Source organism: Alkalithermobacter paradoxus, assembly GCA_002029295.1.
Lineage (GTDB): Bacteria > Bacillota > Clostridia > Peptostreptococcales > Peptostreptococcaceae > Alkalithermobacter > Alkalithermobacter paradoxus.
Genome location: MZGW01000002.1, coordinates 282,132 through 306,928 on the forward strand (window position 1 = coordinate 282,132; position 24,797 = coordinate 306,928).

Annotated in this window: 18 protein-coding genes; 14 read left to right on the forward strand and 4 right to left on the reverse strand. The window is 30.5% G+C overall.

All coding sequences use genetic code 11. The features are described from left to right. Positions 1 to 36 precede the first annotated feature (36 nt). Positions 37 to 1,281: a lactate dehydrogenase gene (locus tag CLOTH_RS04330; protein WP_079411558.1), complete on the reverse strand. Its 1,245-nt coding sequence runs from the start codon at positions 1,279 to 1,281 to the stop codon at positions 37 to 39. 27 nt (positions 1,282 to 1,308) lie between these two features. Then, positions 1,309 to 6,126 carry a cytidyltransferase gene (locus tag CLOTH_RS04335; RefSeq protein ID WP_079411559.1) on the reverse strand — a complete coding sequence of 1,606 codons (4,818 nt, stop codon included), beginning with the start codon at positions 6,124 to 6,126 and terminating at the stop codon, positions 1,309 to 1,311. Between the two features lie 307 nt (positions 6,127 to 6,433). Between CLOTH_RS04335 and CLOTH_RS04340 the strand changes: the two genes are divergently transcribed. The 9 genes from CLOTH_RS04340 (at position 6,434) to CLOTH_RS04380 (ending at position 16,419) form a co-directional block, all read left to right on the forward strand. Then, complete coding sequence (locus CLOTH_RS04340; protein WP_079411561.1) at positions 6,434 to 7,576, forward strand: DUF3798 domain-containing protein; 1,143 nt, start codon at positions 6,434 to 6,436, stop codon at positions 7,574 to 7,576. An 87-nt stretch (positions 7,577 to 7,663) separates the two neighbouring features. Then, positions 7,664 to 9,241: a sugar ABC transporter ATP-binding protein gene (locus CLOTH_RS04345; protein ID WP_079411680.1), complete on the forward strand. Its 1,578-nt coding sequence runs from the start codon at positions 7,664 to 7,666 to the stop codon at positions 9,239 to 9,241. Between the two features lies 1 nt (position 9,242). Next, on the forward strand, positions 9,243 to 10,283 hold the full coding sequence (locus CLOTH_RS04350; RefSeq protein ID WP_079411562.1) for an ABC transporter permease subunit: 1,041 nt from the start codon (positions 9,243 to 9,245) through the stop codon (positions 10,281 to 10,283). A gap of 1 nt (position 10,284) precedes the next feature. Then, entirely contained in the window at positions 10,285 to 11,571 is a 1,287-nt protein-coding gene (locus tag CLOTH_RS04355) for an ABC transporter permease subunit (protein ID WP_079411563.1), read from the forward strand. A 143-nt stretch (positions 11,572 to 11,714) separates the two neighbouring features. After that, positions 11,715 to 12,953 carry an HlyC/CorC family transporter gene (locus tag CLOTH_RS04360; RefSeq protein WP_079411565.1) on the forward strand — a complete coding sequence of 413 codons (1,239 nt, stop codon included), beginning with the start codon at positions 11,715 to 11,717 and terminating at the stop codon, positions 12,951 to 12,953. A 93-nt stretch (positions 12,954 to 13,046) separates the two neighbouring features. Further along, positions 13,047 to 14,276, forward strand: coding sequence for a peptidase T (gene pepT, locus CLOTH_RS04365; protein WP_079411567.1), 1,230 nt, complete (start codon positions 13,047 to 13,049; stop codon positions 14,274 to 14,276). Between the two features lie 76 nt (positions 14,277 to 14,352). Continuing rightward, the gene (locus CLOTH_RS04370) at positions 14,353 to 14,631 is read left to right on the forward strand and encodes a hypothetical protein (RefSeq protein WP_079411569.1); all 279 of its coding nucleotides are present in this window, start codon (positions 14,353 to 14,355) and stop codon (positions 14,629 to 14,631) included. Between the two features lie 91 nt (positions 14,632 to 14,722). Further along, positions 14,723 to 15,058 (forward strand): DUF1294 domain-containing protein, encoded by a 336-nt coding sequence (locus CLOTH_RS04375; RefSeq protein WP_158080459.1) that lies wholly within the window; start codon positions 14,723 to 14,725, stop codon positions 15,056 to 15,058. An 86-nt stretch (positions 15,059 to 15,144) separates the two neighbouring features. Then, positions 15,145 to 16,419 carry a LysM peptidoglycan-binding domain-containing protein gene (locus CLOTH_RS04380; protein WP_079411572.1) on the forward strand — a complete coding sequence of 425 codons (1,275 nt, stop codon included), beginning with the start codon at positions 15,145 to 15,147 and terminating at the stop codon, positions 16,417 to 16,419. A 125-nt stretch (positions 16,420 to 16,544) separates the two neighbouring features. On the opposite strand, the gene splB is transcribed toward CLOTH_RS04380, so the two are convergent. Next, positions 16,545 to 17,555: a spore photoproduct lyase gene (splB, locus tag CLOTH_RS04385; RefSeq protein ID WP_079411574.1), complete on the reverse strand. Its 1,011-nt coding sequence runs from the start codon at positions 17,553 to 17,555 to the stop codon at positions 16,545 to 16,547. Between the two features lie 4 nt (positions 17,556 to 17,559). Continuing rightward, positions 17,560 to 18,798, reverse strand: a complete 1,239-nt coding sequence (locus CLOTH_RS04390; protein WP_331722006.1) for an NAD(P)/FAD-dependent oxidoreductase — start codon at positions 18,796 to 18,798, stop codon at positions 17,560 to 17,562. Between the two features lie 483 nt (positions 18,799 to 19,281). Between CLOTH_RS04390 and CLOTH_RS04395 the strand changes: the two genes are divergently transcribed. The 5 genes from CLOTH_RS04395 (at position 19,282) to CLOTH_RS04415 (ending at position 24,772) form a co-directional block, all read left to right on the forward strand. Further along, on the forward strand, positions 19,282 to 20,817 hold the full coding sequence (locus CLOTH_RS04395) for a glutathione ABC transporter substrate-binding protein (protein WP_079411577.1): 1,536 nt from the start codon (positions 19,282 to 19,284) through the stop codon (positions 20,815 to 20,817). 137 nt (positions 20,818 to 20,954) lie between these two features. Beyond that, positions 20,955 to 21,881: a nickel ABC transporter permease gene (gene nikB / locus CLOTH_RS04400; RefSeq protein ID WP_079411578.1), complete on the forward strand. Its 927-nt coding sequence runs from the start codon at positions 20,955 to 20,957 to the stop codon at positions 21,879 to 21,881. A 26-nt stretch (positions 21,882 to 21,907) separates the two neighbouring features. Next, positions 21,908 to 22,804 carry an ABC transporter permease gene (locus CLOTH_RS04405; RefSeq protein ID WP_079411580.1) on the forward strand — a complete coding sequence of 299 codons (897 nt, stop codon included), beginning with the start codon at positions 21,908 to 21,910 and terminating at the stop codon, positions 22,802 to 22,804. Between the two features lie 27 nt (positions 22,805 to 22,831). Continuing rightward, positions 22,832 to 23,809, forward strand: coding sequence for an ABC transporter ATP-binding protein (locus CLOTH_RS04410; RefSeq protein WP_079411582.1), 978 nt, complete (start codon positions 22,832 to 22,834; stop codon positions 23,807 to 23,809). Between the two features lie 12 nt (positions 23,810 to 23,821). Continuing rightward, positions 23,822 to 24,772, forward strand: a complete 951-nt coding sequence (locus CLOTH_RS04415) for an ABC transporter ATP-binding protein (protein WP_079411583.1) — start codon at positions 23,822 to 23,824, stop codon at positions 24,770 to 24,772. Positions 24,773 to 24,797: the final 25 nt, after the last annotated feature.

Genomic DNA, 24,797 nt, shown 5'->3' on the forward strand with positions numbered 1-24,797 from the left:
CCATCTCCTTTAAAATAAAGGACTAGAATCTAGTCCTTATAAAATACTTTTTAGATTTTGATATGTTGTCTCGATTCTCTTGATTAGTTTATCTGGCATATCTAAAGCTTCAATTTCAGTACCAGAAGGATTGAGTCTGTTTTTAGATCCCATAAAAACACCACCCATATAAGTTGAGCTATAATGCCATTTACCTTTAATTGTAGCTATTATAGATAAAGCTCCAGAAGATAGTGCAGGTGCAATATATGGTTTAAAGCCAGTTTTTCGAACTTCCATATTTGCATTCAAAGCTTTTTGTGTAAGATAGCTAGACAATTCCTCATCGTAGCTTTGTATACTATCTGCAATTATAAGTCCTTCACCGTGTGGTCCAAATGCTCTACCTTCATTTGCATAATATATAGTATCAGGATTTTGTTTTGAATAGTATAAAGCACGTGCATTCATAACACCTAGTCCATATCCTCTTATTTGATCTGATGATAGTCCCTTAAAATCCATATTTTCATCTGAGTCTTTGTTACTTTCTAAGAAAGCAACCTTACATAGTAAATCAACAGGATCTGAAACAACTGCAAATATTCCCTTAAAATTACTTTCACGAGCTTTTCTTGCATATACATTTATTATTTTAGAGTTTTCTTCAAATTGAGCCATTCTTACATCTTTAACATCAGATCCTACCTTTGGAACATTCTTAGATGCACAGAAAACAAACATATCACAATCAAAGATATCACTTTCATTAATAATTTTAACATCAGGGTAATTATCTTCATTAAAAGGATCTACAATCTGATTAGCTTCATACTCCCATCTCATTAACCCATTCATATCATTTCCATAAATACCTATACTAGATATGCAATCCCCACCAAGCATACGAAGGCCTGTAAGTAGGGTACCACCAACATCTCCAAGGCCAATGATATTTATTCTCCATTTCTGAGGATGTTTATAGTTTAAAACTTCTTCCCAATTTGGATATTCAGTATTTATAGATACAACTTTTCTTTCTTTTATCTTACCTAATATCCATTTAGGAATATCATTAAATTGGGTATCTTTTTTTTGAAGCAAATTAATATCTTCATTCTCTAAAAACATAAGTGATGGGTGACAGATACAAAATGTTTTTCTTGAATATAACGGATTTTGTTTATTCAAAACATAAATATACCCACGAGTTTTTCTTGCGTCATTTTCGGTTATAGGTTGTAAATTGTCATACTTAAATTTTGAGATTAGTATTTTACCATTTGTCTTGTAATAAAGCATAATAACCCCCTAAAATTATTGTATATTTTAAAGCATATTCAACATATCTTCCATGCGAAGAAGCATTTCTAGATGATTTTTAAGATAATGGGAAGGATTTAGATTAAGATTATAATGCATGTCTTTCCCCATATCTGGATATCTAGGGTGAATAAATACCTCTCCTAAATTATTAAGAGTCAAAGTTCTTTCATTAATAACAAGGTATTCACTTTCTATAGTTTCTAAAATAGATATAGCATTTTCTATACATGTTTTAGATAAAGTATAAAGAGATTTAACAGATGCTTCTTTAATATAATAAGGTGAAGTATATGGAAGTATCAAATTTATAGATGGTATCAGATTTCTAGAAGGATAAGAACCTCTCCATAAAGTATCTCCACCAATAAAAGGATACATAACATTTTCATTGAACCATACTCTAAGATTAGGAATATAATATACACTGTCAACATCTCTATCTTGGCTAATCATCAAGTCCTTGCCTCTTTTAGACAATATACCTACTATGATTTTTTTTATGTTTATATTTTGCTTTTTAAATATTGGATCTAAAGCTTTTATTCTATATCCCTTATTCAAAATATCATCCACTAAAATAACTGGTCTATCGAAAGATGATATTGTTTTTACTTGATTTTCAAGATCTAAATAGTAAGGGAATGACTCTATCCAAAAATTCTTAGTATCAGGAGTAAACAACTTTTCTGTGTGCAAAGACTTAGTTACAGTATTAGGAATTATAGTTCCATTTAAAATAGCTCCAAAAGGCACACATATATTATCTCCTAATACTCTAGGGCTAGTAGTGAATGGCAAAACATTATTTTCTATGCAAATTTTATTTACTAATTTTTTATTGAGGACATTTCTATCAAAAGGTAGAACGAGATGTCCAGGATACAAAGAAGCTATTGATTTTTGAAGTTTTTTTCTAGATGAAACGATGGACTTTTTAATATTTGAGTTGCTTCTAAATGGATTTTTTATAACGGATTCAACATCTAAATTTAATATGCATGGATTACTCATATCAACTCCAAACATAAATCCATTTTCAGTTTCAAACTTATAAAATCCATAAAGATGTAATGTTTCGTATATAGATTTATTCAAATCATCATTAAATTCATTCTTATATATAGCAAATGTAAAACCTTTTTCTATGCAAATAGACAAAACTTCAGTTAGGATGATTTGGTTTAAATCATCTTGAAAATCGTCAATAGTAAATATACCATTAATAAGAACTGTCTTTTTATTGCTTCTTTGTTGTTTTAACTCTTTGAATATGCAAAATCCTAACACTTCATTACTTTCTTTAATCATCATAACTTTAGAGTTAATATCTAAAATAGAGCTTTTTATTGAATGAAACAAACCTAGGTCGTCTAAAAATTTAGAACAGATGATATTTATAAGATTATCATCTATATTATCAAATATATCTATATCTAAAGAAGATATATCCATTAAAGACTTATACCTTGGCTCTCTTTGATATAGACCTTTTTCGTATATATATTTCTGAGCTAAAGAATCTATAAGATTTGAGATATCTCTATTATCATCTATATAATCTCTAATTTGTGTTGAACTTATGTCCTCATATTGAGATTTGAGGTTCAAAAGAAGAACTTCTCCATTTAACTTTTTTAGTGATATTTTTAGTTGTTCATCAAAATCAGGTGGTGAGTCACTGTTTCTTCTCTCAAATATTATATGATTAAAATCTTGTATACAATTTTCGCAGACATCTTTTTTATATGCAGATGCATTTAATACAACATCACTTCCAACAACTATATAAACCTCACAGCCTAAAAAATTATCTTTCAATTTTTTCAGATCTTTAGGATTTGCTATATTTACTGGGAAATCTTCTGGGTACAAGAATATATTTAATTCATCTGAGATAGACATATTGATTATGTTTCTTCTAAACATATTAGGTTGAGTTCTTTTAGACCACGAAAATTCATCTACAGCTAGATATACTTCAAACCCTAATGACTCAATCTTTTTAGCTATTTCCTTATGACTTAGAGAAAAAGGGTCGAAAGTTCCAGGGAAAAAAGCTATTTTTGTAGGGCGAGTAAGGCTTATATTAGATTCTAGATCTGATATAAATCTATATATATTGTTAAGTCCAACAGATATTGAAAGAAAATCAAGCTCATTAGCATTTATATTTCCTAATAAGTTAAGCATCTTCTTTGCCATTAACCTAAATATATTTTTCTTTTCCTCAACATCTAAAACAGAACATCCAAATATATCTGTACCTATAATTTTGAACGAAAATCGTTTTATGCTAGAGTTATAATTTGCAAGTCCATTTAATAAAATTCCAAGCATTTTTTTCAGCCTTTGAGTGTATAAAGTCTTAGCCTCAGCAAATCTATTTTTATAATCAAAGTAATACTTAATAGCAATTGCTATAGTCTTAAGTAGCAAAGAACTTAGATTAGAATCTGATTTTTTTATTTTTAATCTCAAATCCTCTATAAGCTCATCAAGATCTACTGGTTGAAGATATAGTATTATTTGACCAAGATAAAATGGTATATATTTACTAAACTGATGACCCTCTATCTCAAGGGAACGAAGAAGTTCTATAGCTATATCATTTCTTTGTTCTAAGGATAAATGAGGCATAAGTTTAATAAGAGCAGCTCCTGCAGTATTTCGTACACTTTCTATACCGCTTACCTTCAATATGTTACAAAAATGTATTGCAGTGTATGCTATATTAGATTTATTTTTTAACGCATTACTTAAAAGAAGTTCTATATTAATCTTTTTTATTATCCAAGGTGTTGAAGTTTTAAGATTAGTCAGATAAATTCTTGGAAATTCAGACTCATCATTATTGTAAAAATCAATATATTTATTTACAGTATTTTTATCTAAACCTATAGCCCTTGCTATCTTCATATTTATAAAGTTCTCAGAAGGTATAAGGGATGGAAAATTTTTCTTAATCAAGATATGTTTAAGCTTATTAATAAAGTCGCTATTTTTATCTACTTTATAAAGCAAAGTATACGCTGTATTAAGAGCACTTAGCCTTAAATTATCATTTTTATGTTTTATCATAAATAAAGTATACTCAAGAAAAATATGCTTGTATTCGCTGTCATACTGAATAGGTATATGCTTTATACAGTTTAGAAGATATAGCTCTATGCTAGAATAATTGTATAACTCTTTATTATAATATTTTGAGAGTATTGATATATATCCTTGCATTTGATCTTTTCTACAACTTGAAAAAAGAGATGATATCATATTACTTAAACTGTATCCTATCCATTTTTGGTGAAGTTCTATAATTTTATGGTCTGGATTTATAAAAAGATTTATGTATTCATCTAAAAGATCGTAACTAGTTATATTTTGTGAAGCAACAGATACATCTTTAGGGATTTCTTTTCGATAGTCCTCATCAAATATAGATATTATATTTCCTATAAGTTCGCTACATTCTCTTCTTATATCATCTTCAGGATTTATAAGTTGTTCATATAAGAATTTTAGCATTATTAATTTTTGATTCTGAGTTAAATAAGTAGAGTATTCTTTGAATGCTTGTAAATATTCACGTAAATTATCTTTTTCATTAGAGCTTCTTGATATTTCTAATATAGAATTCAATGAAGCTTCAGTTCTTAATTTATACATTAAATTTATGTTGTGATTTACAGAAAGATATTTTATATTTTGAATTATTTCCTGATCATGCATAAGAGAATAGTAATATTTAGCTTTTTTATACTTGTAAGTTTTATTTTCTATGTCTACATTAACTCCTAAGTTTATCATATAGTCTTCGAAATCTTTAAGCTTAGCGTAGACTTTTTTATATCTTTTTTCTTTTTCGTAATCTACGTTATCTAGCTTATTCAAAATAACATCAAAGGCTTCATCTAAGGTAACCATATGCATTTTATATTTGCCGTTGCTATCTTTTTTGTTCTTAACTCTAAAATCGCAATATATCAGTATTAACGATTCAAGAGGGAGATTCTCAAGTTCTAAATCCCATACAGAGTGGTTAAGCGCGATATGTCCTATATACGTTATGTTATGTTTTTTAAACCATTGATCAGTATAGTAATAGTGAAGATAGGCAACTCTATTAGATTCGTCAGCCCTGCATCCAAATTTTCCAATATCATGTCCTGCACAGGCACCTGAAACTCTACCTAAATCTAATGGTATATTTAGCAAATTGAGCTGTCTAGATATAAAAAGTGCTAAACTATGTACTCCACAAATATGATCTAATGTATTATGGTTTAATACTTCTTGATTTAGCTTCATCATTTCATATACATATTCATCTTCAAATGCTTTTTTAAATATCTTATATTCACTAGAATCTTCTAGCCTACTTTCTTCGTCGTAGCTTAAAAAATTCAATGGATATTTACTTTGCCAAGAAGAAGAATTTGATAATTTTTCGAAATCACAAAAAACCCTAAGTATATTTAGATAAACGTGACAAGCAGTATAAAGACTTTGAGGAATAGCTCTTAAATCTATATTTAGAGCGCTAGGAAATGACTTAGATAAAGCTATGTTATATATAGAAATAAGCCAGTTATCGTTAGCAATATCATTATGTATTTCATTTAATATATCTTGGCATAAAGAAAGTACGCTGCTACAAGAATAGTCATTTCTTGAAACCATAGTTTCAATATTTTTTAAAAACTCACTTTTATAGACATGATTACTAATTAAATCTTTGTCTAATGAAAAACTTTGAAGAAAATCAGAATTAAGTAGTGTATTTAAAATATTGTTATGTATTTTAGCGCAAATACTGTTATTCACAGTGCACCTCCTGGGAAGAAATGTATCTAAATAGATTATATATCATAATATGTATATTTGGAAATAGAGTTAAATTAGTCAAAATACGTCATAAAACTCAATTAGTATTATATGCAATTTTTAGATAAATACTTTTTTATAATTTCCATTATGAATTTCAAAAAAGTCTACCTTTAAAATCTTTCAAATAAATACTTTTTTACATATTTAAAAAATTATTAATCTTATTAAATACTAAACATAAAGCACGTTGCATAATTATTAATTAACAGTTTTATAAGATATAAAAATTAGAGGGGGTTTTAGAGTGCTTAAAAGATTATTTTCGCTAATCCTTAGTATAGTTTTAGCATTGGGATTAGTTGCGTGTGGAGGAAACGATCAAACTGGTGATCAAAAAAGTGAAAGCTTCAAAATAGGTATAATGACAGGTACAGTTTCGCAAGGAGAAGAAGAATATAGAGCAGCTGAAAATATGAAAAAGAAATATGGAGATATGATAGTTCTTCAGACATATCCAGATAACTTTATGAAAGAGCAAGAAACTACTATAGCTAATGTAATGAGTATGGCATCAGATCCTGATGTTAAAGCAATAGTTATAGTTCAGGCTATACCAGGAACTTCAGCTGCAATAGATAAAGCAAGAGAAATAAGACCTGATATTTTATTCATAGTAGGAGTTCCAGGAGAAGATCCAGATATGATAGCTTCAAAGGCAGATTTAGTTTTACAAGCTGACGAGCTTGGAATGGGTACTGCAATAATTGAGCAGGCACATAAAATGGGAGCAAAGACATTTGTTCACTATTCATTCCCAAGACATATGTCATATCAATTATTAGCTATGAGAAGAGATTTATTTAGACAGACATGCGAAAAGCTTGGAATAGAATTTGTAGATGCAACAGCTCCAGACCCAACAGGTGATGCAGGAGTTCCAGGAGCACAACAATTTATATTAGAAGATGTTCCAAGAAAAATTGCTGAACTTGGAAAAGATACAGCATTTTTCAGCACAAACTGTGCTATGCAAGAACCTTTAATAAAATCTGTATTACAAGAAGGAGCTATATATCCTCAACAATGTTGTCCATCTCCTTATCATGCTTATCCAGGAGCACTTGGTATAGAAATTCCTGATGACAAAAAGGGAGATATAGATTTTGTTATAGAAGAAATAAAATCTAAGATTGCACAGCAAGGAGGAGAGGGAAGATTCTCAACTTGGCCAGTACCTGTAAGTATGATGTTTATAGAAGGTGGAGTTGAATATGCTAAAGCATTCTTAGAAGGAAATACAAATGGAAAAGTAGACGTAGATAAGATAGAAGAAATATTCTCTCAAATAGCTGGAATGGAAATAAAATTAGATACATTTACAAACGAAAGTACAGGAAATACTTTTGACAATTTCTTTATGATACTTTCAGATTATATAACATTCTAAATATCAAAATGTAAAGGTTGCCATATATATGGCAGCCTTTTATAAAAGGGGAGATAAATATTGAGTAGGGGAAACTATATTCTTGAAATGAAAAACATACAAAAGGATTACTTTGGAAATAAGGTGCTTAAGGGAGTTAATCTATCCGTAAAAAAAGGAGAAATTCATGCACTCTTAGGAGAAAATGGAGCAGGCAAATCAACATTGATGAACATATTGTTTGGTATGCCAGTAATACATTCAACTGGAGGGTTTGAAGGAGAAGTATTAATGGATGGAGAGAAAGTAGATGTAAAATCTCCTAATGAAGCTATGAAGCTTGGAATAGGAATGGTGCATCAAGAATTTATGTTGGTTCCTGGTTTTACTATTACAGAGAATATTAAGTTAAATAGAGAAATAACAAAGCACAACATAATAAGCAAAATATCAATTGACTGTTTAAAAAGCTTAGATATTGAAAAAATGAATAGTGATTCAAGAAAGGCTTTAGATACACTTGGAATGAGTATTGATGAATGGCTAAAAGTTGAAGGATTACCAGTTGGACATATGCAATTCATTGAAATAGCAAGAGAGATAGATAAAGAAAATATAAAGCTTTTAGTATTTGATGAACCAACAGCAGTTTTAACTGAAAGTGAAGCTGAGAACTTACTTTGTGCTATGAAAAAAATAGCAGAATCTGGAATAGCTATACTATTTATAACACATAGGCTAGATGAGGTTATAGCTGTTGCTGATAATATAACCATATTAAGAGATGGAGAGCAAGTAGCTTCATTAAGAAAAGAAGACACAAATGTATTAGAACTTGCACAGCTTATGGTAGGAAGAAAGATAGAAAGTCTTAATAAAAAAGACAATGTAAAGCAAGAAAATAGAGAAATAATAATGTCAATTAACAACCTGAGAGTTTCAATGCCAGGTGAAGAAGTAAAGGGAGTAAATATAGATATAAAAAAAGGTGAGATATTAGGAATAGGGGGACTTGCAGGTCAAGGTAAAATAGGGATAGCAAATGGTATAATGGGTATTTATCCTTCAAAAGGAGATGTATATTTAAATGGTGAAAGCTTTAAGTTGAATAGTCCAAAAGATGCATTAAAGAAAAAGTTAGCATTTGTATCAGAAGATAGAAGAGGAGTAGGTTTGTTATTAGATACTTCAATAGAAGACAATATAGTATTCACATCTATGCAAATAAATGAAGAATTTATAAGAAGATATGGCCCGTTTACTCAATTAGATCATAAAAAAATAAGAGATCACGCAGCTAAAATGATAAAAGATTTAGATATAAGATGTACAGGATCAGATCAAATAACAAGAAGGTTAAGTGGTGGAAATCAACAGAAAGTATGCATAGCAAGAGCGTTGACAATGAACCCAGATATATTATTTATATCAGAGCCAACAAGAGGAATAGATATAGGTGCAAAAAAATTAGTACTAGACCTTTTAGTTAAATTAAACGAAGAGTTAGGTATGACTATAGTTATTACATCTAGTGAACTTCTAGAATTGAGGTCAATTTGTCATAGAATAGCTATAGTTACAGAAGGAAAAATAGAAGGAATATTAAATCCAACCGACAGTGACGCTACTTTTGGGCTTATGATGTCAGGAGATTATAAAAAAATTAATAGTAAGGAGGTTTTATAATATGGCTGATAAGATAAAGCAGATTACTAAAGCTTTGGGAGTACCTAGGCTTATAATAATATCATTTTTTATAACTCTTTGTATCCTAGCAGTTATATTAAAACTTCCTATAAGTATGATTTTATCAGATACTTTGGTTAGAACAGGTATGAATGGAATTTTAGTTCTTGCTATGGTTCCTGGGATACTTTCTGGAATAGGGCTTAATTTTGGATTGCCTCTTGGGATAGTATGCGGCCTTTTAGGAGGACTTATAAGCATTGAGCTTAATCTTAGTGGTTTTACAGGTTTATTTGTAGCGATAATAATATCAATCCCGATATCAGCTGTAGTGGGATACTTTTATGGACTTTTACTTAATAAGGTAAAAGGATCAGAAATGATGGTATCTACATATGTTGGTTTTTCTGCTATATCTTTAATGTGCATAGGGTGGCTTGTAATGCCTTTTACAAGTGCTGAAATAAAGTGGCCTATAGGAGAAGGGTTAAGAACTACAATAGCATTGACATCAAGATATGATAAAGTATTGAACTCTTTCTTGTCATTTAGAATAGGCAAGATAATAATACCAACAGGGCTTTGGTTATTTTTCTTAGGATGTTGCTTTGCAGTATGGTTATTTTTAAGAAGCAAAAGTGGTATTGCAATGAAAGCTTGTGGAGATAATCCAAAATTTGCTATAGCATCTGGAATAGATGTAGATAAAAGTAGGATATTAGGAACGATGATATCAACAATTCTAGGTGCAGTAGGCATAATAATTTATGCTCAAAGTTATGGATTTTACCAGTTATATCAAGCTCCTATGATGATGGGGTTTGCGGCAGTTGCAGCTATATTAATAGGAGGGTCTTCTGCTAGAAGTTCTAAAATATCTCATGTTATTTTGGGAACATTCTTATTTCAAGGACTTTTAACTGTCTCCCTTCCTGTTGCAAACAAGATAGTCACAGAAGGAAATCTATCAGAAGTTGCAAGAATAATAGTTCAAAATGGAATAATACTTTACGCTTTAACTAAAGTAGGGGCGGGTGATTAATATGGATAAACTTAAAAAGATACTATTTGATAATATGGTAACAATTTTGTTTGTGATACTCTGTCTTATTGGAATAAAATTTTCTAATCAGCCAATGGTATATATACTTAATGAACTTGTTGAGAGAATAGTTAGAAATTCATTTATAGTATTATCTCTTATAATACCTGTACTTGCTGGAATGGGGCTTAATTTTGGGATAGTTATAGGAGCTATGGCAGCTCAAATTGCTATAATTGCAGTTACACATTTTAAAATCACAGGAATATATGGATTTTTGATGAGTGTTGTTTTAACTATACCTATATCAATACTATTTGGATATCTAACTGGAAAATTGTTAAATAAGACTAAAGGGCAAGAGATGATAGCAAGTATGATACTAGGATTTTTTGCAAATGGTCTTTACCAACTTTTATTTTTATTCTTAGTAGGCACACTAATACCTATGAATAATCCGGTATTAGTATTAAGTGGCGGTGTAGGAATAAAAAACACAATAGATTTATCTGAAGGTATAAAATATGCTCTAGACGGTATACTAAAAGTTCCATTATTTAATTTTACACTTTACGTATCTATTTTATTTATGACTTACTATATATTTAAATTTATTAAAGAAAGAAAATCAGACAACAAAGATAGTATTAATTATAAACATTTATATAAGATGACACCATATCTGATTTTAGTATTAATTTCATTAGTAGCAATATACGGAAAAGGATTATTATCAAATTCAAGTATAAGATCACTTAAAATAATACCTATGCTGAATATGATAAATGTTCCGGTAGTCACAGTTTTGGTAATATTAATTCTTTGCATATTTAATATGTTCATATTAAATACAAAATTAGGTCAGGATTTTAAGGCAGTAGGGCAAGATATGCATATAGCTAAAGTATCTGGAATAAATGTTGACAAGATAAGAGTTATAGCTATAACAATATCAACATTACTAGCTGGAATTGGTCAGCTTATATTCCTTCAAAATATAGGAACTTTGAATACTTATGGAAGTCATGAGCAAGTAGGTATGTTTGCAATAGCTGCACTACTCATAGGGGGAGCTTCTGTTTCAAAAGCTACTATAGGTCAGGCGATAGTAGGCACTATATTATTTCACACATTATTTATAGTTTCTCCCCAAGCAGGAAAAAATTTATTAGGTAGTGCACAAATAGGAGAGTATTTTAGGGTATTTGTTGCATATGGAGTAATAGGATTATCACTAGGACTTCACGCATTCAAAAAACAGATACAATCCAAAAGCGATTTAAAATAAATTGAAATACCCTAACTTTTAGGCTAGGGTATTTTTTTTTTGATAATTACATATTAATAAAACAAATCTTTTTTATATAGCAAAATAGCACAATCGTGGTATAATTAAAATAATATGTATATTTTATAGGAGTGTGATATGTTTTGGATCTTGGTAGTTTGTGGCAGTTCATAGCACTAATAGTACTTTTATTTTTATCATCATTTTTCTCAGCTTCAGAAACTGCTCTGATGTCTCTTAGTAAAATAAGAATAAGGCATATGGTAGATGAAGATGTACCTGGTGCAAAATTAGTTGAGAAGTTAATCTCAAATCCTAGCAAGCTTCTTGGAGCTATACTTATCGGAAATAATGCGGTAAATATAGGGGCATCAGCTCTTGCTACATCTTTAGCCATTAGATATTATCCAAATGGTGGGGTTGGAATTGCAACTATTCTTATGACAGTATTTGTTTTGATATTTGGAGAAATAACTCCAAAGTCATTAGCTGCTCAAAATTCAGAAGAAACTTCTCTAAGAATTTCAAAGATAATAAATTTTATAGTTATTGTATTAAATCCTATTGTAATTATATTGACTTATATAACTAATTTTATAATAAAGATGTTAGGTGGAAAAGTTGACATAAATCAACCGTTTATTACAGAAGAAGAGCTTAAAACGATAGTAGATGTAAGTCATGAAGAAGGAGTTTTAGAAGTAGAAGAAAAGGAAATGATCTATAACGTGTTCGAATTTGGAGATTTACAAGCTAAAGATGTAATGGTCCAAAGAACTGATATAGTTGCCATAGATAAAACTACAACATACGATGAAATAATAGATATATTTAAAGAAGAACAATTTTCACGTATGCCAGTTTATGATGAACAAATAGATGATATAATAGGTATCTTAAATGTAAAAGACATTATGTTTATAGATAAAGATAAATTCAAATTAGATCAATATATGAGAGAACCAGTATTCACATATGAGTTTAAGAAAATAACAGATTTATTTAGAGAACTCAGAGCTATGAGATCTCATATGGCTATAGTTTTAGATGAATACGGAGGAACATCAGGAATAGTAACTATGGAAGATTTGATAGAGGAAATCGTAGGAGATATAGAAGATGAATACGATGAAGAAGAAGATGAAATAAAGGTAATAAAAGAAGATGAATATATCGTTGATGGAAGTACGAAAATAAATGTAGTTAATGATATGATAGGTGTTAGTATAGAATCTGAGGATTTTGACTCTATCGGAGGATTTATAATAGGTGAATTAGGAAGACTTCCAGAACAAGGAGAGACTTTAGAGTGCAACTCTATAAAATTCACGGTTGAAAGCATAGATAAAAATAGGATAAAGAAGGTTAGAATAATAACTTAAAAGGTATTGGTTTCAATACCTTTTGTTTTTTTGTGAAATTATATGTTATAATTATGAAAACGATATCAGAAAAATAAGAAATGAGGGGTATTAATGGAAAAAGTAGTAGAAAGATTTATAAAGTATGTACAATATGATACAAAAGCAGACGAAAACTCTAGTTCATGCCCAAGTACATCTTCTCAGATGGATTTTGCGAAAATTATTGTAGAAGAACTAAAGTCAATAGGTATGACAGATGTAACTTTAGATGAAAATGGTTATGTAATGGCAACTTTAGAATCTAACACAGACAAAGATGTTGATACTATAGGGTTTATAGCACATATGGATACAAGTCCAGATTTGTCTGGTAAAGACGTTAAGCCACAAATAGTAAAAAATTATGACGGTAAAGATATAATACTTAATAAAGAAAAGAATATAGTATTGTCTGCGAAAGATTCTCCAGAACTTTTAAATTACATAGGAAAAGATCTAATAACAACAGATGGAACAACTCTTTTAGGTGCAGACGATAAAGCTGGTATTGCAGAAATCATAACAGCTATGGAATATTTAATAGATAATCCTCAAATAAAGCATGGAAAAATAAGAGTTGGATTTACACCTGATGAGGAAATAGGCAGAGGTGCTGATAAATTTGATGTAGACAAGTTTGGAGCAAAATACGCCTACACAATAGATGGTGGAGAAATTGGAGAATTAGAATATGAAAACTTTAATGCAGCAGTTGCTAAAATAAAAGTTAATGGCACAAATGTCCATCCAGGAAGAGCTAAAAATAAAATGAAAAATGCATTACTTATAGCAATGGAACTTAATAGACTTCTTCCAGAAGATGAAGTACCAAGTAAGACAGAAGGATATGAAGGATTCTACCATCTAAATGATATAAATGGAAGTGTTGAAGAATGTGAAATGATTTATATAATAAGAGAATTTGATATGAATAAGTTCAATGAAAGAAAAAATATTATGCAAAAGTGTGTAGATACAATAAATGAAAAATATGGACAAGAAACAGTAATTATTAATATGAAAGATCAATACTATAATATGAAAGAAAAAGTAGAGCCTGTTAAATTTATTGTAGATATAGCAAAAGAAGCCATGGAAGAAGTAGAAATAACTCCTAAAATTACAGCTATAAGAGGTGGAACTGATGGAGCAAGACTTTCTTTTATGGGACTTCCAACTCCTAATATATTCACAGGTGGACACAACTTCCACGGAAGATATGAATATATTCCAACTTTTGCAATGAATAAGGCTGTTGAACTTATAGTTAAAATAGTTCAAAAATATGAACAAAGAGTATAATATGTGTTCTTAAATGAGCAAATCTCATACTATATAGTACGGGATTTGCTCATTTTGATTTAAGAGGTGATTATAAATGAAAAATAAAGAATATATCATAAGAGAGTTAGAAAGAGATATAGAGTACTTAAGTAAAGTTATAAACAAGATGCAACGTAGAGCAGGAGCTAAGTCTAAAAAAGCTATAGCTGAATTAAGATATAGAAAAGAGCAAGTTAAGAAAAAATTAATTGAAATAAGAGACGCTCACGATGATTTAATAGAAGAAGATCCTATAGAGGAAATTAAAGAGTCGCTCAAGGATATTTGGAAAAATCTAAAAAAATCATTCGACAAATTTATGGATGAGTTATAAATAAAAAGATAATTTCAAAAATAAAAAATATTAATTATATGAAAAAATGATATAATAAAAATATACGTTTACTAAAGAGGAGTTGATACATTTGCAAATTCTTAATGCTTCTATAGAATATCTAAAAAATATAAATTTTGACATTATACTAGACAATAAGGCTTTGACACTAGTTTATTATCTTATAATAATCAATATAATTGGATATATAATTACAGGAATAGATAAAAGTAGATCTAGAAATAGAAGATTTAGAGTGAGAGAAGCAAAATTTTTCATAATTTCATTTATAGGTGGAGCTTTAGGAGTAGTAATGGGAATGACAGTGTTTAGACACAAAACTAGTAAGCGTAGCTTTTACATTGGAATTCCAATAATATTTTTATTTAACTTGATAACTACATTTTTTATATATAGATTATTATAAAACAAAACCTCTTTTATTATAGTTGTATCTCAATTTGATATATTTTCATATATTAAATTAGCACTATAATGAAAGAGGTGATTTTTTTGGTTATTCATGTTGTAAAGCCTGGAGATAGTATATATTCAATTGCTAGAATGTACAATGTATCTCCTGCAAAAATAATAAGAGATAATGAACTTACAAATCCAAATAATTTAGTTGTAGGCCAAACAATAGTAGTGCTAGATGATAACAAAAGACACGTAATAAAACTTGGAGAATCTCTTTATATGATAGCTAGAAAATATGGGGTTAGTATTGATGATATATTATCACTAAATCCTGAAATAAAAAGCCAATCATTAATATATCCTGGTCAAGTTATAAGAATACCCACTAAAAAACATGGAACTATAGAAGTGAATGGATATGTACTACCTAATATAGATATGGCAGTTTTAAAAAAGACTCTTCCACACCTTACTTATATAGCTATATTTAGCTATGAAGTGCAGCCAGATGGAAGTCTAAAGGGTATAAACGATGAGGAGATAATTAAGGCTGCAAAAGAAGAAAGGGTAGCACCTTTAATGGTTATTACAAATCTAGATGAAAGTGGAGGATTTAGTAGTGACTTAGCAAGAACTATACTTTCTAATGAAGATGTGCAAGAAAATTTACTAAATAATATTGTTAGTACGCTAGATAGTAAAGGATACAGTGGTCTTGATATAGACTTTGAATTTGTTTATCCTGAAGATAGAGAAAAGTATAATAACTTCTTAATCAAAACAGTAAACAAACTTAGACCTTTAGGATATTCTGTTACAACTGCATTAGCACCAAAACTTTCAGGAGACCAGAAAGGGCTTTTATATGAGGCACATGATTATCCTGTTCATGGGAAATATGCAGATCATGTCGTTCCTATGACATATGAATGGGGATACACATATAGTGAACCTATGGCAGTTGCACCAGTTAATGAGGTGAGAAGAGTGATAGATTATGCAGCTAGTGTTATACCACCAGAAAAAATATTAATGGGTATTCCAAACTATGGATATGATTGGATGCTTCCTTATGAACAAGGAAGACCAGCTAGAGCAATATCAAACACAGAAGCTGTAGATATTGCGCGTAGAAATAATGCTGCAATAAAATACAATGAAAGATCCCAAAGTCCTTACTTTAACTACTATGATTCTGATAGACAACTTCATGAAGTTTGGTTTGAAGATGCTCGAAGCATACTAGCGAAAATGCAAGTTGTGAAAGATTACAATCTTGGTGGAGTAAGTTATTGGACATTAGCAAGATACTTCCCACAAAACTGGCTTGTACTTGAAAATCTATATGATGTAAGAAAAGTGCTATGAGGTTAACCTCTAGCACTTTTTATAATGAATAGGAAATTATAAACTTTTGAATTGTGGATAACTTATAATTTCCGTTATCAATTTCAAAAAAGTCTACCTTTAAAATCTTTCAAAGAAAGACTTTTTTATGTGAAATACTCAATAAAGCTATTACTGAAATTTTTATTTATTAGATTTGTCATATAATCTTTAATTCTAGAACTATCGTCTTTTGGATACACATACTTAAACTTACCGTATGGACCCCATTTCAACTGTCTTTTATCTTCGTTTAAATCTAACTTAGTATTTGGAAATCTGTTTAAAATAAGCTCTTTTGCAGTAGATGTAAATCTGTGCTGAATAAGTTCAAAGCTAATTTCTTCGCTATAATCACTTAAAGCATCTTTTAAATTCTCAATAAGATTTTTGTATTCATATTCCCAATTGTCATACAACATTATAGGAGCTATTATAAAACCTATAGGATATCCAGAGTTTGCAATTTTTCTTATGGCTTCTATTCTTTGGCTTAAACTACAAGTGTTATGTTCAAAATTATTTATAACATATTCAGAATTTATACTGAATCTAAATTTAGTATGTTTATTATGATTAATATCTAAGAGAGAATCTACATTGTCGAATTTCGTAACTAATCTCAATCTGCCATACTCTGTACTTGCAAAATATTCTATACATTTTTTTAAACTTCCAGTTATATGTTCAAGTGCTATAGGATCTGTTATACTTGAACACTCGAAAGTAGTAATGCTTGGTATATTCTTATCTATATGATCTTTGATTACATTTAAAATATCCTCTATATTTACAAATATTTTCATATAAGGTTTTTCGCCCTGTGTCGTCTGAAGGTAGCAATATTCACAATTAGCTGGGCAAGAACTAGATAGTGAAAATTGATAATCTGCAGAGGGTTTGCATGTTTGAAGCTTTTTTTGAAAATTTGTAGTTATTAATATAGTTTGTTTAGATTTTGCATAGTTTTTAGAAATTGATTTTTCATCTATTTTTACATTTTTAGAATATATTATAGGAACATTAGACTTTTTAAGAAATTCTTCAGCTTTTTTTCCACACTCATATTCTAAAGCTTTAGGATTTATATAGGCAGTATCTGGAGTAAAGAGCTTCAAAAAATCACCTCCCAAACCTAAATAAATCTAAATCTTTATTGAACTTTCCTAAATGCAAATCTGTTATTAAACGCCCTGAGATTGTTGCATATAAAATACCATTAGATCCATAGTTAAGAGAAAAATAATAATTTGGAAAGTCTTTGTGAACTCCTATATATGGAAGTCCATCATCTGTTATTCCGAATAATCCATTGAACTTATATTCTATTTCTATATCATTTATATAAGGAAACATATCTTTAAGTTTATCAAATAGTTTTTCATATTTTTTCTCATCACTAGACAAATTACTGATAAAGTTATTTATCATACCTACTTTTTCGTCTTGTCCTCCAATTATTATTCTATTATCAGATGTAGTTCTAAGATATGTGTAAGGGTCCTTGTCATCTCTAATTATACACTTGTTATGCCAACCATTAAATCTATTAATAGGCTTTGTAACTAATGTAAATGTTCTATAAAATTTAGATATGTTTTCATTTAGGAAATCTACACTCTCATATCCGGCTGCTATCAAAACTTTACTAGCTTTTATCTCAAAGCCATTTCTTGTTAGAAGCACCACGCCATCACTTATATTCTCTATATTTATAACTTCTGTATTTTCATAAACTCTAAGGCCTCTTTGCACTGATTTTGATATAAGCTTATGAGTGAATTTATATGGATTTATTTGAGCAGATCCAGATTTTGAATATATTCCGGCCTTAACAGGAAAAGAAAACATTTCTTTAGCTTTATGTTCATCAATAAATTCGACATCAAATCCATTAGATTTTCTAATATTAAATTCGTCTTCAAAATCTTTTATCTTAGATTCTCTATCAGTATAATAAAAACATTCATTTATTAAAAATCCACAATCATCACCTAAAGAGTTAACTATATCTTTTATTTCATATACTGATTTTTCACACAGCTTAAATGCTTTTATAGCATTTTCTTCTCCGATGGATTTTTTAAGTCCTGTTATGTCAGAATCTATTTCGTATTGGAGAATAGAAGTAGAAGCACTGGTACTTCCATACCCGATTATATTTTTATCTACCATAACAGTATCTATTCCGGCCTGACAAAGATAATAAGCACAAAGTGATCCGCTTATTCCTCCGCCTATTATAGCTATATCACAGGTTATATTTTCGCTAAGATAATCATATTTATTTAAAACAGGATCTAAATTTGTCCAAAGCATATCACCAGAAGTTAATTTCATAGCATTAATCCTCCATTTCACAATATTGCCTCCAAATCGTAGTTTATTCATTTGAAACAAATTATATTCAAAGGTAAAAATTTGTAGTTGTTTTGGAATATATTACACAATGAATGTATAGAATTAATTAGATGCAAATATAAAAATATACAATCAATTAAATAAATTCCACATCAAAAATATGAATACATATTTTCGATAATGGAAATATAAAAACTGAATAAAGCATACAAAAAATACTTTATAAAAAATATATACGAGATGTTAAGAAATTGTAAACAATGATATATCGTTGAAATTTCAACGGCATATCCTAAAAAGAAAAATATATGTAAAAAAAGTGTTGCAAAGTTAAGAAAATTTATTTAATATAATAGTATGACCGAGCCAGATACAAAATATTAATTAGAATTTTTAGAAAATTCTAGTTATTGAAAAATTAGAATTGGCTGTAAAAAGCACTAGCTTTTTTTATAAATTTCAATAAAAAAGGGAGGAAAGAAAATGCTAAAAAACAAAAAGTTTATGTCACTTTTAGCAGCAGTGATGGTTTTCGCTCTTGTGTTAACAGGATGCGGACAAGGTGCTGATCAAGGTGGCGGAACAACAGAAGGAAAAGACAGCATAATAGTTGGCCAGGGGGCAGACGCTAAATCTTTAGACCCACATGCAACAAATGACCAACCATCTTCAAGAGTTATGAAACAAATTTACAACACTTTAGTTACAGCTAACGAAGAAATGGAAATAGTTGAAGGATTAGCTGAAAAGTGGGAACAAACTGATGACAAAACTTGGGAATTCACTTTAAGAAAAGGTGTTAAATTCCACAATGGAGAAGAATTAAAAGCAAGCGATGTTAAATTTACACTTGATAGAATGTTAGCTTCAGACCAAGTTAAGGCTATAGTAGAAGCTATAGACACAGTTGAAGCTCCAGAAGATTACAAAGTAGTTATCAAATTAAAAGAGCCATTTGGACCTATACTACACCACTTATCTCACACTGCTGCATCTATATTAAATGAAAAAGCAGTTACAGCATCAGGAGATAACTATGGACAAGAGCCAGTAGGAACAGGACCATTCAAATTTGTATCTTGGCAATCAGGAGACAGAATCGAACTTGAAGCTAATGCTGATTACTTCGAAGGAGCTCCAAAAATAAACAAACTTACTTTCAGAAACATAACTGAAGGAACAAACAGAACAATAGCACTTGAGACTGGTGAAATAGATATAGCATATGATATCGAGCCAATCGACAAGCCAAAAGTTAGAGATAACAACAAATTAGAATTAATAGAAGAGCCATCATTATCAATAGCTTATATAGGATTTAACTTCAATAAAGAGCCTTTCAATAAGAAAGAAGTAAGACAAGCAATTAACCATGCAATAAACAGAAACGATATAATAACAGCAGTATTAAATGGTGCAGGAGAAGAAGCTGGAGCACCAATAGGACCAAGAGTATTTGGACATAACCCAAATATCAAGCCTTACGAGTACAGTGTAGAAAAAGCTAAAGAGTTATTAAAACAAGCTGGACTTGAAAATGGATTCACAACTACTATCTGGACAAACGATAACCCAGTTAGAGTTCAAATAGCACAAATAGTTCAAGCGCAATTAAAAGAAATAGGAATAGATGTATCTATAGAAACTTTAGAGTGGGGAAGTTATCTTGACAGAACTTCAAGAGGAGAACATGATATGTTCATACTTGGATGGGTTTCTGTAACAGGAGATGCTGACTACGGTCTATACAACTTATACCACAGTTCAGCAAAAGGTGGAGCTGGTAACAGAACATTCTTTGAGAACGCTAAAGTAGATGAATTATTAGAAAAAGGTAGAGTAGCAACAGATGCTTCTGAAAGAGAAAAAATATACTTTGAAGCTCAAGAAATAATAGTTGAAGAATCTCCAGTTGCTAATCTTTACTATCAAACTCAAAACGTTGGTATGCAAAGTGGAATCCAAGGATTCAAATTACATCCAGCTGGACACCACAGATTATACGGCGTAAGCTACTAAGAATATAACTTAATAAATAAAAAGTGAGACCTTGCGGTCTCACTTTTACTATATGAAGAAAGTTTTAAGAAAATGTAACAAAATGAAGAAAAAATGAAAATAATGTAACATCTTCAAAAAGTGGAAGGAGGAAGACAATGTATAAATATATACTACGTAGATTGTTAATGCTTATTCCAGTAATGCTTGGAGTAACATTTATAGTATTTTCTATTATGTACATGACACCTGGAGATCCAGCACAAATGATATTAGGTGAAAGTGCACCAGAAGCATCTTTACAAGCATTAAGAGAAGAGATGGGATTAAATGATCCATTTATAGTTCAGTACGGAAGATTTGTAAAAAATGCAGCTACAGGACAATTTGGAAGATCTTATATAACAAAGAGAGAAGTTTTCTCTGAAATTCTTGGTAGATTCCCAGCAACGCTTCAACTTGCTACTACAGGAGTATTAGTTGCTGTAATTATAGGTATACCTGTTGGAATTATATCAGCTACAAAGCAATACTCTTGGTTTGATAGCGTGAGTATGATAGGGGCATTACTTGGAGTTTCGATGCCTAACTTCTGGCAAGGTCTAATGCTTATACTATTATTCGCAGTAAATTTAAGATTATTACCATCAGGTGGATATGGTGGATTTGAATACTTTATACTACCAGCACTTACACTTGGTACAAGTTCAGCAGCTATAATAACTCGTATGACTCGTTCTTCTATGCTTGAGGTAATACGTCAAGACTATATAAGAACGGCTAGAGCTAAAGGGGTTGCAGAAAATAAGGTTGTAAACAAACATGCTCTTAAAAATGCACTTATTCCAATTATAACTGTTGTTGGTTTACAGTTTGGGTACTTACTTGGAGGAGCTGTTTTAACAGAAACTGTTTTCTCTTGGCCAGGAATAGGAAGATTACTTGTTGATGCAATAAGACAAAAAGATACACCGATGGTTCAGGCAACTGTTGTTTTTATAGCGGTTACATTCAGTATAGTAAACTTAGGTGTTGATATATTATATTCATTCGTTGATCCAAGAATAAAATCACAATATAAGTAAATCGGATAGTAAAGGAGGTTTGAAAAATGGATAACACAGTTAATGGACAAGCTATAGAAACGAGCAAAGCTAAGAAAAGAAGTATATGGGCTGAAGTTATTAGAAGAATGGGTAAAAATAAAATGGCTATGATTGGATTAGGAATATTAGTTATATTAGTATTATTAGCATTATTTGCTGATATCATAGCTCCGTATGATGAAGTAGCTATAAAGCAAAATCTTGCACTTAGATTACAAGGCCCAAGTGCACAACATATATTAGGAACTGATGAATTCGGAAGAGATATATTTGCTAGAATTATCCACGGAGCGAGAGTTTCTTTACAAGTAGGACTTGTTGCTGTTGGTATATCTATACTTATAGGCGGTACTTTAGGAGCTATAGCAGCATACTACGGTGGAACTTTAGATAATATAATAATGAGATTTATGGATATATTACTTGCTGTTCCAAGTATATTACTTGCAATTGCAATAGTTTCAGCATTAGGACCAAGCTTATTTAACTTAATGCTTGCAATCGGTATATCTTCTGTACCATCTTATGCAAGGATAGTTAGAGCATCTGTTTTATCTATTAGAGATCAAGAGTTTATAGAAGCTGCAAGAGCTATAGGGGCGAATGACTTTATAATCATAACAAGACATATAATACCAAATGCATTAGCTCCAGTTATTGTTCAAGGAACACTAGGAGTTGCGGGGGCAATTCTTTCAACAGCTGGACTTAGCTTTATAGGACTTGGTATTCAACCACCAGCACCAGAATGGGGATCGATGCTTGCAGGGGGAAGAGCTTATCTTAGAGATGCTTGGCATGTAACAACATTCCCAGGTCTTGTAATAATGATTACTATATTAGCATTAAACCTACTAGGTGACGGATTAAGGGATGCATTAGACCCTAAATTAAAGCAATAGTACCATAGCTTGAAGGGAGTGTATAATATGAGCGATAAATTATTGGATATAAAAAATCTGACTATTCACTATATAACTGAAGATGGAATTGTTAAGGCTGTTAATGGAATAGATTTAGATCTAAAAAAAGGAGAAACATTAGGACTAGTTGGAGAAACAGGAGCAGGAAAAACAACTACTGCTTTAGGGATAATGAGATTAGTTCCTAATCCTCCAGGAAAAGTTTTAAGTGGGGAAATATACTTTGAAGGAAAAGATATATTAAAATCTTCTGAAGCTGAGATGAGAAAAATCAGAGGTAATAAAATATCTATGATTTTCCAAGATCCTATGACATCTTTAAACCCTGTTATGACTGTAGGAGAGCAAATTTCAGAGGTTATAGAGATACATGAAGGATTAAGTAGACAAGAAGCGATGGAAAAAGCTAAAAAGATGCTTGAACTTGTTGGTATACCAGGAGCTAGATATGTTGACTATCCACACCAATTCTCAGGTGGTATGAAGCAAAGGGTTGTAATAGCTATAGCACTAGCGTGTAATCCTCAGCTTTTAATAGCGGATGAGCCAACTACTGCACTTGACGTTACAATTCAGGCTCAAGTACTTGAAATGATGAAAAATCTTAAAAAAGAATTTGAAACTGCTATGATATTAATTACACATGACTTAGGAGTTGTTGCTGAGGTATGTGATAAAGTAGCAATTATGTACGGTGGAGAAGTTATAGAATCAGCTTATTTAGAAGATTTATTCAATAATCCAAAACACCCATATACAGTAGGATTATTCGGATCTATCCCTAACTTAGATGAAGAAGTTGAACGTTTAAGTCCTATAAAAGGATTAATGCCTGACCCAACTAATTTACCATCTGGATGTCCATTCCATCCAAGATGTCCGAAAGCAACAGAATTATGTAAAACTCAAGTTCCTAAAAATACTGATTTGGGAAATGGTCATAAAGTAAGATGTTTAATATATGAAGGACTTGTAGAAGCATAGGAGGTGGAAAAAATGGCAGAAAAATTACTAGAGGTAAGAAATCTTAAAAAGTACTTCAAAGTTAAGAATGGTCTTTTACATGCGGTAGACAATGTAAATTTCTTTATAAATAAAGGAGAAACTTTAGGGGTAGTTGGAGAGTCTGGTTGTGGAAAATCTACTACTGGTAGAGTTGTTTTAAGACTACTTGAAGCTACAGACGGAGAAATACTATTCGAAGGAAAAAACATAAGAGAGTATAACAGTAATCAATTAAGAGATTTGAGAAAAGAGATGCAAATAGTATTCCAAGATCCATATGCATCGTTAAATCCAAGAATGACAGTAAGTGAGATAATAGCAGAGCCACTTAAAATACACAAATTAGTAAACAGTAAGCAGGAGTTAGATAGCAAAGTATCTAAACTTATGGAAACTGTTGGACTTGCTGAAAGACTATACAATGCATATCCACATGAGCTAGACGGTGGAAGAAGACAAAGGATAGGTATAGCAAGAGCGTTAGCTGTTGATCCTAAGTTTATAGTATGTGATGAGCCAGTTTCTGCACTTGACGTTTCTATCCAAGCACAGATACTAAACCTAATGCAAGATCTTCAGCAAGAATTTGGATTAACATACATGTTTATAACTCACGATTTATCAGTTGTAAAGCATATATCTGATAACATTGCAGTTATGTACCTTGGACAAGTAGTTGAGCTTACATCATCAAAAGAATTATTCAAAAATCCAGTTCATCCATATACAAAAGCGTTACTTTCAGCTATACCAGTACCTAGCTTAACTCATAAGAGAGAGAGAATACTTTTAAAAGGAGAGATAACATCTCCAATAAATCCTGCACCAGGATGTAGATTTGCAAAGAGATGTCCTCATGCTCATGATAAGTGCTTTAATGAGGAGCCACCTCTAAAAGATATCGGAAATGGACACTTTGTAGCTTGTAACTTAGCTTATTAATAATGTATTATAAGACAAGGGTATT

Coding starts and splice junctions, on each gene's coding strand:
- CLOTH_RS04330 (WP_079411558.1), bottom strand. CDS start 1,281: ATGCTTTATTACAAGACAAATGGTAAAATACTAATCTCAAAATTTAAG.
- CLOTH_RS04345 (WP_079411680.1), top strand. CDS start 7,664: ATGAAAAACATACAAAAGGATTACTTTGGAAATAAGGTGCTTAAGGGA.
- CLOTH_RS04350 (WP_079411562.1), top strand. CDS start 9,243: ATGGCTGATAAGATAAAGCAGATTACTAAAGCTTTGGGAGTACCTAGG.
- CLOTH_RS04355 (WP_079411563.1), top strand. CDS start 10,285: ATGGATAAACTTAAAAAGATACTATTTGATAATATGGTAACAATTTTG.
- pepT (WP_079411567.1), top strand. CDS start 13,047: ATGGAAAAAGTAGTAGAAAGATTTATAAAGTATGTACAATATGATACA.
- CLOTH_RS04370 (WP_079411569.1), top strand. CDS start 14,353: ATGAAAAATAAAGAATATATCATAAGAGAGTTAGAAAGAGATATAGAG.
- CLOTH_RS04395 (WP_079411577.1), top strand. CDS start 19,282: ATGCTAAAAAACAAAAAGTTTATGTCACTTTTAGCAGCAGTGATGGTT.
- nikB (WP_079411578.1), top strand. CDS start 20,955: ATGTATAAATATATACTACGTAGATTGTTAATGCTTATTCCAGTAATG.
- CLOTH_RS04405 (WP_079411580.1), top strand. CDS start 21,908: ATGGATAACACAGTTAATGGACAAGCTATAGAAACGAGCAAAGCTAAG.
- CLOTH_RS04410 (WP_079411582.1), top strand. CDS start 22,832: ATGAGCGATAAATTATTGGATATAAAAAATCTGACTATTCACTATATA.
- CLOTH_RS04415 (WP_079411583.1), top strand. CDS start 23,822: ATGGCAGAAAAATTACTAGAGGTAAGAAATCTTAAAAAGTACTTCAAA.